General features: G+C 59.4%; 17 protein-coding genes. 11 read left to right on the forward strand and 6 right to left on the reverse strand.

The genetic code is table 11. The features are described from left to right. Positions 1 to 16: 16 nt before the first annotated feature. Complete coding sequence (locus U4Z64_RS20110; RefSeq protein WP_321820811.1) at positions 17 to 2,407, reverse strand: DotA/TraY family protein; 2,391 nt, start codon at positions 2,405 to 2,407, stop codon at positions 17 to 19. A gap of 390 nt (positions 2,408 to 2,797) precedes the next feature. Here U4Z64_RS20110 and U4Z64_RS20115 point away from each other — a divergent pair, with 390 nt between their 5' ends. The 11 genes from U4Z64_RS20115 to U4Z64_RS20165 all read left to right on the forward strand — a co-directional run bounded on the left by U4Z64_RS20115 (position 2,798) and on the right by U4Z64_RS20165 (position 12,623). Further along, entirely contained in the window at positions 2,798 to 3,772 is a 975-nt protein-coding gene (locus U4Z64_RS20115; RefSeq protein WP_321820812.1) for a hypothetical protein, read from the forward strand. A gap of 439 nt (positions 3,773 to 4,211) precedes the next feature. Then, positions 4,212 to 4,787, forward strand: a complete 576-nt coding sequence (locus tag U4Z64_RS20120; protein WP_321820813.1) for a DUF1643 domain-containing protein — start codon at positions 4,212 to 4,214, stop codon at positions 4,785 to 4,787. 24 nt (positions 4,788 to 4,811) lie between these two features. Continuing rightward, positions 4,812 to 7,214, forward strand: coding sequence for an ATP-binding protein (locus U4Z64_RS20125; protein WP_321820814.1), 2,403 nt, complete (start codon positions 4,812 to 4,814; stop codon positions 7,212 to 7,214). Next, positions 7,211 to 8,452 carry a DNA methyltransferase gene (locus tag U4Z64_RS20130; RefSeq protein ID WP_321820815.1) on the forward strand — a complete coding sequence of 414 codons (1,242 nt, stop codon included), beginning with the start codon at positions 7,211 to 7,213 and terminating at the stop codon, positions 8,450 to 8,452. Before U4Z64_RS20125 ends, U4Z64_RS20130 begins: the two co-directional genes overlap by 4 nt. A gap of 61 nt (positions 8,453 to 8,513) precedes the next feature. Further along, entirely contained in the window at positions 8,514 to 9,233 is a 720-nt protein-coding gene (locus tag U4Z64_RS20135) for a hypothetical protein (protein WP_321820816.1), read from the forward strand. Next, complete coding sequence (locus U4Z64_RS20140) at positions 9,226 to 9,951, forward strand: hypothetical protein (protein WP_321820817.1); 726 nt, start codon at positions 9,226 to 9,228, stop codon at positions 9,949 to 9,951. Before U4Z64_RS20135 ends, U4Z64_RS20140 begins: the two co-directional genes overlap by 8 nt. Before the next feature lie 54 nt (positions 9,952 to 10,005). Next, the gene (locus tag U4Z64_RS20145; protein ID WP_321820818.1) at positions 10,006 to 10,245 is read left to right on the forward strand and encodes a hypothetical protein; all 240 of its coding nucleotides are present in this window, start codon (positions 10,006 to 10,008) and stop codon (positions 10,243 to 10,245) included. 37 nt (positions 10,246 to 10,282) lie between these two features. Further along, positions 10,283 to 10,669, forward strand: coding sequence for a hypothetical protein (locus U4Z64_RS20150; RefSeq protein WP_321820819.1), 387 nt, complete (start codon positions 10,283 to 10,285; stop codon positions 10,667 to 10,669). A 41-nt stretch (positions 10,670 to 10,710) separates the two neighbouring features. Then, positions 10,711 to 11,067 carry a hypothetical protein gene (locus tag U4Z64_RS20155; RefSeq protein WP_321820820.1) on the forward strand — a complete coding sequence of 119 codons (357 nt, stop codon included), beginning with the start codon at positions 10,711 to 10,713 and terminating at the stop codon, positions 11,065 to 11,067. Between the two features lie 58 nt (positions 11,068 to 11,125). Continuing rightward, positions 11,126 to 11,377 (forward strand): hypothetical protein, encoded by a 252-nt coding sequence (locus U4Z64_RS20160; RefSeq protein ID WP_321820821.1) that lies wholly within the window; start codon positions 11,126 to 11,128, stop codon positions 11,375 to 11,377. A gap of 40 nt (positions 11,378 to 11,417) precedes the next feature. After that, positions 11,418 to 12,623: a hypothetical protein gene (locus tag U4Z64_RS20165; RefSeq protein ID WP_321820822.1), complete on the forward strand. Its 1,206-nt coding sequence runs from the start codon at positions 11,418 to 11,420 to the stop codon at positions 12,621 to 12,623. Here U4Z64_RS20165 and U4Z64_RS20170 read toward each other — a convergent pair. The 5 genes from U4Z64_RS20170 to U4Z64_RS20190 are packed head-to-tail and all read right to left on the reverse strand — an operon-like array spanning position 12,572 to position 15,858. Continuing rightward, a complete protein-coding gene (locus U4Z64_RS20170; protein WP_321820823.1) occupies positions 12,572 to 13,099 on the reverse strand; it encodes a DUF2726 domain-containing protein in 528 nt (175 codons plus the stop codon). The two genes, U4Z64_RS20165 and U4Z64_RS20170, sit on opposite strands and share 52 nt — an antisense overlap. Before the next feature lie 37 nt (positions 13,100 to 13,136). Beyond that, a complete protein-coding gene (locus U4Z64_RS20175) occupies positions 13,137 to 14,936 on the reverse strand; it encodes a DEAD/DEAH box helicase (RefSeq protein ID WP_321820824.1) in 1,800 nt (599 codons plus the stop codon). 30 nt (positions 14,937 to 14,966) lie between these two features. Beyond that, the gene (locus tag U4Z64_RS20180; protein ID WP_321820825.1) at positions 14,967 to 15,386 is read right to left on the reverse strand and encodes a hypothetical protein; all 420 of its coding nucleotides are present in this window, start codon (positions 15,384 to 15,386) and stop codon (positions 14,967 to 14,969) included. Between the two features lie 3 nt (positions 15,387 to 15,389). Continuing rightward, complete coding sequence (locus U4Z64_RS20185; protein WP_321820826.1) at positions 15,390 to 15,533, reverse strand: hypothetical protein; 144 nt, start codon at positions 15,531 to 15,533, stop codon at positions 15,390 to 15,392. Beyond that, a complete protein-coding gene (locus U4Z64_RS20190) occupies positions 15,523 to 15,858 on the reverse strand; it encodes a phage protein NinX family protein (protein WP_321820827.1) in 336 nt (111 codons plus the stop codon). Before U4Z64_RS20190 ends, U4Z64_RS20185 begins: the two co-directional genes overlap by 11 nt. Positions 15,859 to 16,025: the final 167 nt, after the last annotated feature.

Consider the following 16,025-nt stretch of genomic DNA (forward strand, 5'->3'; position numbering starts at 1 on the left):
TGATCCCCTTTGCCCTTTAACTTTCTCCCGCACCCGTTTTGATGCCTGCGGGCGCAGCGGACGGCGCAGCTGGCTTCAGCTTGCCAAGGCCTCCCGGCTTCATCAAACCGCTCTGCACCGACCGTACGCCGGCGACCACCACGGTATGCGTACGACCCTCGAGTTCTCGACCGAGGTGCGCTCCGAGGTTTCCACCGATCCAGCCCAGCACCTGGTCGGGAATGAGGTGGATCAGGTTGAAGCTCGTCTGAACGATCAGGATCATCGTCCCGCACAGGATGATCAGATAGCCGATGATCGAGAGCAGGCCGACGACTGAATTACCTGCGGCATTCGCGATAGCGGGCCCGAAGAACATGAACAGCACGGTGCCCATGATGACGGTCGACGCCGCGGCCACGAAGAACGCTACCACCATCAGTGGGGCGCGGAACATCACGTTCAACAGGAACAGGTAGCCGTGCTCCGAGCGTCGGCCCATCCCTTCACCGTCCCCCTCAGCGTGTGCCATCGACCAGATCGGCGACGCGATGATCGATTCCACAATCACCGCGAGCCACGTCAGCAAGCCCGAGAACCACGTGATGAACGGGATCAACGGGATGTAGATCGACATCACCATGCCGATCACGAGGATCGGTCCGGACAGCGTCAAGGCAACGCGAGCGACCGCTGCCCCAATCGCGCCGATCAGGCTCGCCAGCTTGACGCCAGTACCCACGACCGGGGCGTTGCTCAGCATTTTGGTAAAGAACCCTTCGCTATTGTCGCCGCCGGACTGCGTCAGCGTGGCGCCGATCTCGCCGACGGCCCACAGAATCTCGCCGGACACCATCAGGTAGTCGCCAAGGTTCTTGCTGGCAATGATGGGGTCGACGAGCTGGTTCCCGCCGGAATTGCGGAAGATCAGCGAGGTGGTCCCACCAAGCAGACACTGCCCGAGAGACACATTGCCCGTTGAGTTGGTGAACGTGCCAGACGCCATCCCGCCACAGAGCTTGTCCGTGAGGTAGCTCATGACCTTGGCCATGACGCCTTGTTCCTTGTCGCTGCCGGCACCGCCACTCGCGCCGAGTTGCGATGTCTTGGCCCGTTCGATTCCGGCGACGGCGTCCGCCCAGGCGGAATCCGGCGCAGTCGGTTCCGCTGCACTGAACTCAACCTTGGTGGCATCGGCCATGGCCGAATTGGCCTCGGCGAACGTTTCGTACCACGATCCAAGTCCGGCCCAGCCAGTGCTCTTCATGTTCTGGATGGCTTGCGATGTGAACGCTTGAGTCTGCGAGCTCTGCAGTGCTTGAGTCAATGCTTGCTGCACCGTGGTGTTGTATGCCTGACGGGCTTGCTGGAGCTGCGCCGTCGGGTACGGAGTGATCTGGGTACCTGACGTCTTGTTCTGCACGAACTGTGTGTACCAGGTCGAGGCTGCTTGGGAGATGGTTTGCGAAAGGGCGTTCAGTGCCGTCTGGTGAGCCGACAGGACAGCGCTATGCAGCGCGCTCGTGATGCCTTGATAGTTCACAGAATTTACTGAGAAGCCCAGCGTCGTGGACGAAGTTTGGCCGCTGTTTGCCGATACGCTGACGGTGCCGCACATCGTCGGATCCGAATCCGTTCCGAGCTGGAGTCCGATCGTATTGACCAGGCCGCCTGATGCCGAGGCGGACGACGATCCGCCACTGCCGATCGGCATGGATTTCATCTGCGACGCCGGCTGAATGGGTGCCGAACCCGACTCGGATGCAATGGCATTTGCGCAAACGTAGTTGCGAAACAGGACGTCGGCCAGATCGCTGTCGAGTTTCGAACTGGCCGGGACGCTGGACGGCGCACTCACCATCGATGTGAAATCGTTCATCGAATCGATGCCGACGGAGGTGATGCCGTTGGCCGCGCCGATCGAAAGCAGGACGAAGAACATGTAGATGGCCTGCCCCAGCGAGAAGCCCCCGAAGATCGGCACGAGCGTCGCGGCACCCCAGACCAGACGGATCGGGTACCAGACGGTCGAGTAGCGTTTGCCGAGGAATTCGCCTTCATGTGCAGTCCCCACGACACCACCGGTGATCGTATAGGTGCTCCACAGCGCTGCCATGAAGAAGATGAAGGTGTTCAAGTACAGAAAGATCTTGCCGAGGAGTGTTGTAGGCGATCCGCTCAGCGTGAAGGGGTTCTGCGAAAAGCTGCCGAACACATAGTTCAGCATCTTGATCGACTGGTCCGTTGACGGTGTCGCACTCATGATCGACGACGGGTCGAGTGAGCTGGCAGCAAAGGCAGTGGTTGGCGATCCGGCCAGCAAGAGCAAGCCGAGGCCTGCGCTGAGTCCGCACAGCATCGTGGCCCAGCGGATGCGCCGGAACACTGACGGCGAGTTCAGGGGGGGCAAAGGAAATGCGTTGCGCATGGCGAATCCCTCGGACGCTAATGCGTGAAATATAACCGAGAGTAGAGTATTTTTGTTGCGCGATGTTTTGTGGTCCCTCACCCGGTATATTACGAGACGGTGATCCGGATGGCCCGGAGATGAACTAAAATCGGGTTAGAAGGTACCGAAGAAATGTAAAGAATATGTAATATTAATAGTCGTTAACGGTGTCGAAGCGTTATGATTCACGTCGGCATCAGGCAAGGGGAGGCATGATGCGTCTCGCGACGCAAGTGCCCTGCGTGATGGCTGATCAGACAAAACGATAACGGGCGATCGGGTGCCATGTGCTACAGGATGGACGTAGTGGCCGAGGTGAACGAGCGCGAAGCTAAGGTTCTTGCGAGCCGTTCTTCCGGTTGAAACAATATGATGGAACTTAAAAAGGCAACGATCGACCTAGGCTCGGTGGTGCACGCCGTGTTGGAGACGCACCGTGAGTCGTGGCTGACGTACTACCGGGACCAGCGCACTTTGATTGCCCGGCTACCGGATAGCGCCGGTGCCGGCACCATGGATCAGACGCGCTGGAGCGACCGGATCTTCAACAAGGCCCTGGAATGGGCTGCATTAAATCCGGCGGATCTCGGCTATACGGTGTGGAGTGCGCTGCAAAGTTTTTTGCGCCGCCTGGGTACGCTGTACGGTGTGAAGTTAACAATTCAGGAAGACACTAGCGGCTCAAGCTATATCGCAATATTCGAGGGACCGTCGGATTTCTCGGTGCAACGAGCCAAGGAGGCGGCGGCCATCGGCGCGACCCAGTTCAAGAACTTCGATCCCAAGGGCGGCTACCTTTACTGGTGGTCGATGTCGATCGAAGCACCGGCCGAGATCGCACTGTTCCAGCAGAAGGAGCAGCTTGCCTACGATTACTTGGCGGTGCGCACTGCTGCGCTCATCGAGCATGCACGCGAGAATGACCCTGTTATTGCGCACTGTCGCAACCAACTCGTGCCTGCGATCGCCGAGCAGTTCGGTGTTGACCAGATTGCCGCGCAACGTTTCCTGGATCAGAATGGTATCGCTGCTGACAAGCTCAAAACTCCGGAACTGCGAGCCGCTTACGATTCGTATTCGGCGGCATCGAAGCTGAACAGGGACATCGCGAACGAGTTTTCGGCATGCCTGAGTCGCGCGCGCCAAGCGCGGATGGCGCTGACCCCCGAATACCAGCGCGCGCTAATGATCCTGTCGGGCTATTCGCAGATTCTGCAGAATGTCGCGCGCGATCCGCGAGGGTCATACGACGTCGATTTCGCCTCTGAATTAGGGGCGACGGCCGGAATCGAGGTCGAGCCGTCGACCAGCGTCCCGAAAGACCTTCCGTTCCGTCTGAGCTAGCGCCGGCGCACTGCCGCGCCACGTCAAGCACCGGTGTCACGAGTTATCGCCTGACACGGGTGCTTGACCCCCTGCATCTTCCCCACCCCTCGCACCCCTCTTACACCCCTCTCGACGCCCGGTTCGCTCAGTTAGCTCAGTTATAGAGTTTCCGCGCTCCTGATCGAGGCGTCTTAACGTTTGCACGTGCAAACGGGGCCCCTAAGCGCGAAATCTCCCATGCTTGGCATCTGGAGACCTCGAAATTCGCACGAGCAAATCCTCGTTTCGGCTAGAACGAGCGAATTTCTTTGTAACGCAATGTTTCCGCCCTCAACTGAATTTTTACCGTTTGCACGTACAAATTCTCCCGTTGGCTGGATAGATAGTGGGCAGAAATGTTGCGTGCGAGCGTGCAATGTAAATATGATGGCGTATATACATTGCCTGCGCCGGTGCCATGCACAACGAGATTGCTGGTTTCGAGTCTGGTAGCGACATCGTCGCAACGGTAAGCCGTGACGTGACGACCAGCCTGCTTGGCGAGTTCGGCGCCGTGTTTTCGCCGTGCCGTCGATATCGTTATCGACTGTGGCGAATCTGGGACGCGTCGCGGCCGCTCGCAGTATTCGTAATGCTCAATCCGTCGATCGCGAACGAGAGCGATCCGGATCCGACCGTCACGCGCTGTATGCGCCGCATGGCGCAGAGGGGGTACGGCGGCATCGTTATCGTCAACCTCTACGCGTGGGTCTCCACTGACCCGGCCGTGCTCTCCACGGTCGTGGAGCCGGTTGGCGCGGATAACGATTTCCACATCCTCGACGCCGCGCGCCAGGCGGCCGATGGAGCCGTGATCTGTGGCTGGGGCACGAAGCTGCCGACCGGTTCGCGTCGCGACATCGACGTGACTCGGCTGCTTCGCTCGGCCGGTATCCAGCCGATGTGCCTTGTGACGACGAAAGACGGATTTCCAAAACATCCGCTGTACGTTGGATATGACGTGAACCCCATCCCGTTCAACCTGAACGGCTAACCACTTCGAATATTCCGGTGCTACATGCGACTGCCCTTCGAACTTGACCCGGCGATCATCCATCACATTATTTATTCGCAGGCCGGATCGATCGGCAAGGCGGTCATCGAGCTGATCATGAACTCGGTCGACGCAAACGCGAAGACCGTCACCCTCTCGATGACGAAGGAAGGCTTCAGATGTCGCGACGACGGCGCGGGGTTCGCGACGCGTGGAGATGTGTTGCGCTACTTCGGCCGATTCGGCACGCCGCACGAGGAGGGTGATGCGACCTACGGGCGTTTCAGGCTCGGGCGCGGGCAGATCATGGCCCACGCGAGCACTGTCTGGCGCTCGCGCGATTGGCAGATGACCGTCGATACCCGCACGATGGGATATGGCTATGACCTCGACGATCTAGGTGACGATGTGCGCGTGCTCGGATGCGAAATTGTCGGGCAGTGGTACGAGCAGTTGACCGACACCGAGCTGCTGTCAGCGACGCAGGAGATCCGCGACCTCGTGCGTTACACGCCCGTTGCGGTTGACCTTAACGGTCGAATCATCACGCGTGATCCGCGCGCGGAGAGGTGGGATCACGAGGATGAATATGCGTGGTATCGCGTGAAGGTTGAAGGCGCAGTATCGATTTACAACCAGGGCGTGCTTGTGCGCCACGATGCAGCGCAACAGTGGGGCGCAGGCGGCCTGATCGTGTCGAAGAAGGCGATCGCACTGAACGTCTCGCGTACGGAGATCCTGCGCAAGACCTGTCAGATATGGAAGCCAATAGCCAAGCAGTTCGGTGCGATGGCGCGCGAAATTTCCGCTCGCCTTGGCGAACACCGAAAAACCGAGGCCCGGCGCGAGAAGGCGGCGCATGACTTGTTGGCCGGCGACGAGAATGTCCTCAAGATCTTCGAGAGCGAAGATGTCGTAACTGTGTTGCCGGGCAAGCGGCAACTTTCCATGTACGCGTTTTTGAGTGCGGCGAGCCGAAACTACAAGGGTAAGGCGACCGTGACCGTCGCGGAAAACGCCTTCGACGTGCCCAAGGGCGAGGCGATCGCTCGCGAGGGGATCGCACTGGTCGTGCACCCGTGCACGCTTGCTCGGTTTGGCTGCCATAACACTGAAGACTTTCGTGACGTGATCGATCGTATCCTGCCGGTCGTGCAAGCGCGGTGGTCCGACCTGAGTCAACAGGATCGATATCGATTTCGGATGTGGCGGGTCGAGGAGACGAGCGTTCCCGAATTCATTGAGTTTGGCACGTTGCGTGAAGCATATATCGAGCGCACCGTGATGGTGACGGAAAAGGATGCCCTCGATCGTGAGACGCGCCGTTTGTGGACTGCGTTGCGCTGGTGTATCCAGGAGTACGCAGGGTTATGTTCAGGTGGCAGGGTTATGCGCAGGGGGCGGCATCGCCGACTTGCGTGGGATGAGCCACGCAAACACATTTTGCTTGGTGAATCGAACACGATGCAAGCATGGACCGATGGGGAAACGTACATTGCGTTCAACGTCGATGTCGTGAAGCGCCTGCGCGCGGACCCGATCAAGACAGCCGCCCACCTGTTTGGCCTGACGGAGCACGAGGTCGCCCATCAGGGCGACAGTATCGATTGCGGACACGATGAGGCCTTCTATCAGCGCTACCACGAAATCTCCATCAGCATGGCGTCGGAGCGTCAGCGCTACCTCCACCTCTTCATGCAGAAATACACCTACAGCATGGAAGGAGAGGGGCAGCGAGATCGCAGTCGGATCTGGTCCGAGCAACACCTGATCGAACGTGCGAACAAGGGCCGCGAGAAGCGTGGCCTGACGGCCGCAATCGAGGACCTTTCCGCAGATCCGACAGTCACTGCGACTGTCCAGCCCGAAGATCCGAGCCTGATCGCATACATCAACGCCGGGCTCATCGACAAGGGTGTATGCCCGCCCCCTCCGGATTGGGAGGAGGTCCGTCGGCGCGCGAGGGAGGCACAGCAGCGCCTTGCCGAGAACTGGCGTTCTGAGATGGGCGAGCGAGAAGAGTGCGCCAGGCAACATGCGGAATATGAGCGCGACGAATATGCTCGCATCGCCCGTCTGCTCGGCGTCGAAGCGGACGAGATTCCGAAACAGGCGTGGGGGTGGCTCTGGGACGAGCACGAAGAGTACATCAAGGAATTATGGTCGAGCAAACCGTGGGAGCAAAGTGTCGAGCAAAGTGCTTTTCCGGATTCACAGTATGACGATATGCCCACACTCGAGGAGTGGGAAGAAGAACAGCGAGCCACTGAACGGGAAAACGACGACCTGATGAATCGACTCGACAATGAACATTGCGCGTTGGTGTTGCCCGGGGAAACATGGTGGAGCCTCGAGCGCAACGCCGCGGCGGCAGGATTTTTCCGCGTCGAGCACTATCTGCAATGGCGTCAGGGGGGCGCATCGTGAAGCTCTTACCGAACGAAAATCAGATCGATCTCTTCGAGCATGTCGGTGGAGCATTCGCACAGCCCGCATCCGGACGGCTCACGAACGATGAGCTGTATCGGATCGCCGCAGGTCGCGCGGGTGTCGACGCGGCCACGCTTAACGAGACAATCCCGGTCGGACGCGCTGGTGTCAAGCGCAGCGTGGTGAAAAGAAAAATTCGTTGGCATTGCCAAACTCTTCGCCGGCTCGGCTTGATTCAGCGTGTCGACGGCGAACGTGGCGTGTGGGAATTGACGGAGACAGGGCGGACGCGCTTGCGCAAGGTGAAGGATGGTGTCGCGGTCCTCGCATTCAGCACGAACCTGGGCCTCGCGATCTGGGGCGACGCCAAGCACGTGTTTGAGCGACTGGATGGGGAGCCGATCTGCTTGGGGCTGTTCTCTCCGCCGTATGCGCTGGCCGAGCCGCGCGCGTACGGCAATCCGTCGACGACGGACTACGTCGATTTCCTGTGTCCGATCGTCGAGCCGATTGTGCGCCACATGGCGCCGGGGGCGAACCTTGCGATCGTCATCGGCAACGACGTCTTCGAGTCGAAGTCGCCCGCCCGGTCGACGTACCTCGAGGAACTGACGCTGACATTGTGCAAACGATTCGGTCTGAGCCTGATGGATCGCCTCATCTGGGCGTCGAACAAACCGCCGGGCCCGGTGCAGTACGCGAGCAAGCAACGCATGCAGTTGAATGGGGGCTACGAATTCGTCCTGTGGTTTTGTAACGATCCACACATGTGCATTGCGGATAACCGCCGCGTGCTCGAACCGCACACCGAGGCGCATAAGAAGTTGATTGCACGCGGGGGCGTGCAAAAAGCGCGTGTGAATGGCGACGGTGCTTATCGTCTCCGGCGAGGTTCGTTCGGCAATCCCACAGCGGGGCGCATTCCACGCAACGTGCTGCAGGTCTCGAACCATTGCGCGGACCAGCGCGCCTATAAGCAGCGAGCAAGGGAACTGGGCCTCGTGCCCCACGGCGCGCCGATGCCGCTTGCGCTCGCGCGCAAGCTCGTGCGCTTCATGAGCGACGTCGGTCAGCTTGTCGTCGACCCATGCAGCGGATCGTTCACAACGGGCCTCGCTTGCGAGCTGGAAGGGCGTCCTTGGATCGGGACCGACATTGTCTTCGACTATCCGCGTGGCGGGGCAGAACGATTCACGAACTGCGAAGGATTTCACTTGAATCTGGATGTTCTGTGACAGGTAGGCCTCGGAGCACGCCTCATAAAGACTATCTCAGCGCACATTCATGGAGAACCACATGAGTTCGAACACCAGATTCGCCATGCGTCCCAGCCGGGAGGGCGGCGCCGCACGCATCGAATGGCCGTCGCCCGAGACCATTGCCGAGGTCGGACGGGCGCGCGGCTTCATGGTCATTAGCGTGATGGGCTGCCGCATCATTTTCGGCGCGATGCCCGCCAGCGACATCGAGATGATCAGCTGCGGCTTCAGCAAGAAGGCCTTGTGCGATGTTGATATCTCGACGCGAATCGGCGCGACGTTTGTGATTGGCGAACCGGCCGATCTCGAAGTCCTGCGGACGATGGATCTGCCGATCTCGGCTGCCCGTCAGGCCGAATCGAGTCAGGCACGTCAGACCGGGAACGCCGCTGTCGCGAAATGGTTGGCCGTGGGCGAACGGGGCCTTTCATCCGAGGTGATGTGCAGAGTGTTTTTTGGAGTGCCGCGGAGCGCGACGCACGAGAACGCCAATCCCTGGGACCCGTCGGATCTTCGTCGATGCATGCTATTTCTCGATGCCACCGATTCGCACGACAAGGTGCCGCTTATGGTCGATGTGTCTCCCGAGTGGTCGGCGCTCGTAGCGCATTGGCCGGAGTTGATGACGTCCCTGCGGGCTGAGATGGGCCAGAAATCTGCACCGAACACCCACAAGCTCATGAAGGCGGTCCTCACCGAAGCAAAGGGTGAGGCCGCAGGATTCAATCACGGCGAGGAGGAAACATCTCATGACTAGCCATGACGCAGTAACCGACGCCGACGTTTGCAGTGATTTTCCGCAGCAAGCTGTCTCCGACAACGTGCGGGCGCGCGCTCAGCGGCTCTTTCATCCCGGTGGATACGAGATCACGGGCTTTGTGATGACGCAGAAGATCTCGCAGTGGCGAGCTGTCGTAGATTCGAGCGGAACGCGCTACATGAGTTCGGATGACATGAAGCGGCTGATGGCATTTGAGCCGCCGACCGGCTCGGGTACCGATCCGGATGTTGAGTCGAACCAAGGCGAGACGACGGGTGCGACACTTGCTTCAACGCCTACGCCGGCCCCTCCGCCTGTCGTCGCGGCCGCGGTGCCCGAGCGCAAACCAGCGCTGGCGGCCCCGCCCACGCATGTTGTGCCGGATGATGTCGAGGCTGCATACGGTTTGCTCGCACGCCGGCTCGGCTGCCACTACAACGAAGCGATTCCTCACAACAGCGGGTGGTTTGTCCCGGGTAACCAAGTGGCCTTTGCCAGCGCACTCGATGCGATCGAGGCGCTGGTTGCCCACCTCAAGAGCGGTGGAACGGTGTATGTGGGCAGCGCTCGAGGTCCTCAGAATGTTGCTGGCAGTGGAGCGTCAGAAGGACCATCAGGAGGGCCCGCCGATGGCCGGAAGCTGATGAGTAAGGGCATGCAGGAACCGAACCTGCAGGCGTTGCTGGAAGCTGCCGGGCAGCAGGTGCTTTTCTAGAGCAATGGTGCCGCTTCGAATTTCCCAGCCAGAGTGAACAATGGAGCTGATGACATGGATCTCCAGACCGAAAATTCGACTCTTCTGGGCGCAGTGATGTTGACCGCTGTCGTCCTCATCCCCGTGCTCAGCTCGATCGCCCTGAAGATTCTGCTGTCGGCGTTCGGTACCGGCGGTAGCAATATCGAATGCGAGCACGACTGGCAGCCCCAAATCAGGCATCCAAGCCACAATGTGTTCCTCAACGTCGACAGGTGCTCGAAGTGCCCTGCAATGCGCGAATACCTCGCGTGAAATACGCGTTTGTTCAGGCCCACCCGACTATCACGCCATGACACACCATCTGCCATTCATGCATCGAATTTGCGGTCGTTCAGCGGCCTCGTCTCCCATCGGCGTGCGAGCGGTCGCTTGCTTTATCGCATGTTTGATCGCAATCACGACCGTGCTGATCAGCGCTCCTGCTCATGCCTTCACTGTGAGCGTTGATGTCAACAAGGTTTGCCCACGAGGGCCGAGCAAGGCGCACGTGACCTTTGCTGTTAATCGGCAAGTGAGGGGAGGGTCGGCGGCTACGATCGCGGCTGTCAATTTGTCGTGCGTGCCAGGTACCTACGATACACCCGCTGGACTTGGCGGATTGGAAATGCAGTTGGCTCGCCAGTTGGGTGCTGATATTGACGACGTCAGCATCATCAGCATCATCCTTACCAAATAAGTTCGGGTATCCGTATTTTGCGGTTGATTTGAGGTGATGCGATGCAACAAAACATCCAGTTCAATTATGCGATGCCTGCACCTAAGCTCGTTCCCCATCTCTGGTCATATCCAGGCTTGACTCCAGTTGAATCAGCTCAGGCCAGCTTAGCGATGAGCAAAGAATTTGCTGACGTCATCGCTGCAACGTTTTTTTCACAAGGCGCATCCGTGCTTACTGAGCTTGAAGTAAGACGACTTCTTCCACAGGACTGGGTGGATCTTCTAGGCCGCTACGCACACGCCAGCTTGTCGAGCCAGCAGGCAGAAAAGCGTGGCATTGAATGCAAATATGTCAGCCACGACGGCGGCGGATTCCATTTTGAATATCGAGTTAAGTGGGGGTGCAAAGCAGCATGAAAACGAGTCATCAACCGCGTAAACCGGATACCCATAAGTTCTTGACGAAGAGGCTGTCGTGAATTTCCACATTATCTATACCGTCACGTTGGCTCTCTTGGCCATCGGCGACATCGCACTGCTTTTGACCGACGAGTCACGCGTCGACAAGGTCCTGCGTCTCGTTGTCGCAATCGCCCTACTGGTAATGGCCCTCATGTGGTACGTCTACGGATCGGTCCTTTTCTATCTCCTCATGCTGTCGATTCCGGTGGCCGTAACCGCGCAGGGAATTCTGGTTTGGCGTCGGTTCACTGGTGCAGCGCCGTAGCGCTCATGACCCCCGGTGCCTGTTGGTCGATGGATAGTCATTGATTGCTTTCTGGGATGTCGTGAGGCAACGGCCGATCCCAGTAAAACGTGAGCACCAGATCTTCATGAGAATCGAACCTCAAGTACTTCTACAAAATGTGGTGACGCGCTATCGGGTCCGTCTCGGTGCCGTCAGAAAGTGGCTATGCGACTGGAGAGAGCATTCGATAGTCTCAGTGGTCGCGGCGATCATCGCATTGGCGATCGTTGCCGGTGTTCTTTCGTCGAACGTACCGTCCGCGGACCTGCTGGCCGGGCCGAGTGCAACGGTTTATCGCGTCGCGGAACGCGCCGGTACGATTATGATCTTGCTTGAAATGGTGTGGCATATCTACCGTATGTACACCGCGAGCAAGGTGCGCATTCCTCTCTTCTCCTGGTCGTGGCGTTTTGCCACGCTCTGGCTAGTGCTTGAGTTAATCCGCTGGATGGCAAGCGACATCAATGACTGGGTGCAGTGGATTGAGGCCCATCACGAAGAGGCGCTTGCGGTCAGCATGGGCATTGCGATTCCGTACGCGGCGCTTCGTGCCTTCACGTCTCAACAGCAATCCGCAACCAGAGTGATGGCGATTTCGGGCGCCGTCGCAGCGATGAGAAAACCTCTCCGTCGCGCCGATAAGGATGTGTTACGTACTGCGATTCATGAAGTGGGGCATCTTCTTCTCTATGCCGCGTTACCTGAGTTACCGAAGCGGCTGATGACGAAGATCCGGCGGGAGATCTCGATCGACGATCCGGATCGCGGTTTCGTGCAGAGCGACATGTCTTGGCCGGCGGTTGAGACGCGGTCATTCCTCCGCTGGCGAATGCTGGTCCATCTCGGCGGCACTGTGGCTGAGCATGTAGTGCTAGGCGAGCGGGCGGATGGCGCCGAAGCCGATACGAGTGAGTGGACTCATCGCGCGCACAACTATCTCGTTCGTGGGTTCGGTGACGTCTATTTCGAAGAACCGACGACCGAGCAGGAAATCCAGATCAACCGGCTCGCGCTCAATGCACTCAAGGCCGAGCATCTGAAGGTGCTCGAGTCGTTTCTCGAGGCGAATCGCTCTTTGTTAGATGAGTTAACTGATCTGCTGGTGGCAGAGGGCGAACTGCAGCGTTCCGACCTCGAGCCTCACCTGGCCCGCGTGCAGTTCACCGACGGGGTTCAGCGTCTCAGTCCAGGCGCCATCAATTCAACAGGTGCGGCAGCTGGATAGACGGCCGATCGGATCGCTTCGTTGCTCGGCCAACGGCGAACATCGAAGCGCAGTGTCCTGATCCCGGCGTGCTTGAGCAGTGCATCGCGCTTTCGGTCGTCCTCGGTCTTTCGGTCATGCGATGAATCGTCCAGTTCGATCACCGCGATGAGATTCATCTCGTAACCGTAGAGCACGAAATCTATACGCTTCTGGGAAATTTTCCCGAATGCACGCCAGTATTCACGGCCCTTGGTGGTCGGCTTGAGCACTGCGGCAAACGCTACCTGAGGAAAGACCCAGACATCGGGCAGTGTCGCGACGAGCTGCCGAAAGAATTTCAGCTCGGCCGCCGTCATAATCGCTTGGCGCTGGAAATCCCGTGGATTGATTTGCCTGCGCCCGCGTCGTGGCAGACTGCCCCGGTTGATGGCGACTGCGAACAGGTAGCCAAATGCGATAACTGCGATGAAAAGAGCGACGCGTGGGAAATGCATGACGGTTTCCTTTCCGGGAGCGGGAGGGGGCAGAGCGTTAGAACAGAGAAGACTGGGCCGCTTCCTCGGTCGACTCCGGCGTGAGATCGGTGCTCGCTGGCGCGCTGGAGGCGACGGAGATATCGCTGTTGACATCACGGTGGCCGTTGTTGTCGCCGCCGCGGTCTGCAACTTGCCGTCCCACACGCGCGAGGTAGCGCTCCACGAGGCGGTGCATGTTTGATTTGTCAGCCTCAACCGCTTGCACACCGAGGTGCGGATCAACGATTTGGCGCGCCTCGCTGGCCTTGATGCCAAGTACGTCCATCATCGGCGGATCGCTACCTTCCTCGCTGACGAGGAAGAAAGCCATGACGGGGTTCTGCTGACCTTCGCGGTCCAGGCGCCAGATGACCTGCTGGTGAATCCCCGGCGACCAGTCAAGCTCACCGAAGACCGCTATCGAGCAGCGATGCTGTATCTCGTCGACACCGGCGCCCGAACGCAGTGACATGATCAGGAGCGGCGTTTCACCGTCCTTGAACCGCTGCAGCTCTGCATGCTTGCGCGCTGGCGACTCGGTACCCGTATACATCGCGGGCTGGAAGTCCTTCAGTTCTTCCAACCACACATCGTATACGGCTCGATGCCACCCGAGGAGCAGCACAGGCTCCCCGGCCTCGACGAGGATCCGCACGAACTGGGCCACGGCCTTCGCCTTGGCGACGCCCGTAGCCTGGCGCACCATGATGTCCAGCTCGCGGGCTGCCTGACCGCGAGCAAGGAAGTTGCCCGTCGTAGCTTTGATCGCGAGTTGACGCGCCAAGCTCTCGATCGATTCGACCACCTTCGCGTCGTAATCCACGGTCTCGACAATACGGGACACCTTTGGCAACTGCTGGCCGACGTCGGACTTGAGGCGCCGCAGCATCACATGCTGCTCGCGCAGGAACGTGCCCAGAGCCTTGGGATCCTCGATATGGCCATTCCCGTCGACGTATTCGCGGACGAAGTCTTCGTAACTACCCAACACCATGTCGTCGATGAACTGCATGACGCGCCACATCTCGACGCCATAGTTCATGATCGGGGTGGCAGTGAGCCCGAGGTGGTAGTTCGTGTGCTGGTAGAGCACCTTGGCCGCCGCACCCTTGGTGGTCTGGGTGCCCGTACGCAAGCTCTGCGGCTCGTCGATGATCATCGCCTTGAAAAAGTCCTTGGCGAAGATCTCGACCCAGCCGGCCAGCGACGTGACCTTGAAGATGTACACGTCGGCCGGCGGCAGATCATATGCGGTCCCCTTCTTGATGAGGTGCACGCGTAACGTCGTGAATGCCTTGAGCTTGTCGCGCCACTGGCGTTGCATGTGGGCGTCGACGACGATCGCAGCGGGCAGGGCGCCCGGCTCGGCGCAGAGGAAGCCAGCCGCAGTATAGGTCTTGCCGAGCCCACCTTCGTCGCCGAGCAGCAAATTGCGACGGCGGCGCACCAGCTGAATCGCCTGGTGCTGATAGTGCCGTAGCTCCTCGCCGGCGCGCAGCCCGATTACGGGCGGCGGCATGTACTCCGGCAGCAGGATTTGCTCGAGATCAGCCTGCTGGACGTCGAACAGTGTTTTCCCGGCAGTGAGGGCCGCCCGGTCCTCGTCGCTGATCCGTAGCGGATAGCGTGCAGTAAACCACTCGAGGTCCGCGGCGACCATCAGGTCGCGCGGCATATGGAACGGCCCGGCTGATTGCTTCGGCAACCGGGGGAAGATCTGCTTGAGGCGGATCGAGACATGTGGCTCGAGCTGGGAGATCTCCCACTTCGTACCGTTTTCGATCAGCTGCAGGTTTCCGTAGGTGCGCATGGCCATGGCGATCGGCGTTCCCTCGGGCTTATTTGGTCACATCCAGCCGCGGCTGAATGAAGCAAACCAGGCAGGCTTCCCGCCAATCTCGAGTGGTAGCCCCATTGCGCCGTTGGTCGCGAGCACGAGACCCTTGACCTCGTCGTGCTTCGAATAGCGCTCGAGCTGCCGGTAGATGTCCATCTTGGACGCCTTGTTCCGCAGCTTGCATTCGAGCACGATGCCGCCCGCCAGGAGGAAGTCAGGGATATCGAGTGCGGTCAGCCGTTTTTCTCGCTCGAATGTGAGACCGTGCTCCGTCAGCAGGACTTCCACCTGGCTTTGTAAATGCTTCTCGGTCGAGAGATCGAACTGGTGTCCCTGCAGCAGCCTGATGACCAATTCGATGCGTGCGAGCCCTTCGGGATCAATTGGTAGGCCCGTGAGATCGGTGACATTTGTGAGGTCCGTTTGCACAGGTCAGGCCTCCGCCAGGTTGGTTGGCTGCTCAGTTGCTAACTCCGCCTGCAGCCGGTCGGGCGGCACGGCTCGGCGGAATCGGATGCCGCACGCGACGTTCGCCGGCGCGGACGTTCCGGGATCTGTGAACAGATCAAACTGCATCGGGCACCTCCTTGCCGAACTTCGCCGCCACGAATGCGCGCATCGCTGCGATCAGCACGGTGGGGCCAAACCCATAATGGCTGACATATCGAACGTTGCGCTTGGCGCTCACCTTCTCGGTTACATGGCGCGCGGAGAACCCGCCGCGCCGGAGCGTATGGCCGTCAATGACGAAGCGCTCACGCTCGATGATCGGGCCGCCGTATACCCACTCGGTCGAGTAGGCGTGCGCCGACACCGCGAACAATGCCGTTTCGTGATCCATGCCTTCGGCGCGCGCGACCCAATAGTCGAGCAGGTCGCCACTCATTTCGCTGACTTTCATGCGTCTTCCCGGCTAGGTACGCAAGGCACGCGAAGCGCATGCATGAGCGCACATTGTGCAACGTAAAATTCTAATGATTTTATTGTTGCATTTGCGTCCGGGGCATGCAATACCGCGGGAGAAGTCGAGAAGAAAATTGCGGGAAGGCGGCATTCCGCCGCCCGCTT

Origin of the sequence: Burkholderia sp. BCC1996, assembly GCF_905339955.1 — a bacterium.
In the GTDB taxonomy this organism is placed as follows: Bacteria; Pseudomonadota; Gammaproteobacteria; order Burkholderiales; family Burkholderiaceae; genus Burkholderia.